The sequence below is a fragment of the Haematobacter missouriensis genome (assembly GCF_000740775.1).
In the GTDB taxonomy this organism is placed as follows: domain Bacteria; phylum Pseudomonadota; class Alphaproteobacteria; order Rhodobacterales; family Rhodobacteraceae; genus Haematobacter; species Haematobacter missouriensis.
Genome location: NZ_JFGS01000112.1, coordinates 1 through 559, shown reverse-complemented (window position 1 = coordinate 559; position 559 = coordinate 1). Strand labels below are relative to the sequence as shown.

Annotated in this window: 1 protein-coding gene; it reads left to right on the top strand. The window is 67.3% G+C overall.

From position 1 onward, the window contains the following. A partial coding sequence (locus CG51_RS18870; protein WP_035747701.1) for a LamG-like jellyroll fold domain-containing protein occupies window positions 1-559 on the top strand: 559 nt, incomplete at both ends.

The window sequence follows — 559 nt, the reverse complement described above, 5'->3', positions numbered from 1 at the left end:
TCCGGCTTGCGGGGCTGCGCGATCTCGAGCTGTCGGGGAACCTTGTGCTGCCGGAGCATCTGGCCCAGCGGCTGGATCCGGTCACCGCCATTGCGCATGACCCTGCACTCGCCCTGTCGGAAGCGACCATCGCCTTCGGCTTCAACGCCGACCGCGTCGACGGAAACCGCGCGCTCTTTTCCAAGGATGCGGAAGGCATCGGTCACGGCCTCGGCGCATGGATCAGCGGCGGCACCCTGCACATCGCCTTCGAGGATGGCCGGACCACCGCCATGGTTCGTCACGACGGCATAGAGGCCGGGACTGGCCACGCCCTCCAGATCGCCTTCGGCGGCGGCATCGGGCAGGTCTGGCTCGACGGGGCGATGATCGGCCAGGTGCACACCGGCATCGACTGGCAGCAGAACACAGATGCCCTGATCGTCGGCGCCGACAATTCCCGCAGCAGCGCTGGAACCCAGGATGCGATGCGGTGGGCCTTCGACGGTGCCATCTCCGGATTCGCCGTCTATGACCGCAGCCTCTCCCCAACCGAACTCGCCGACATACTGGGCGCGGA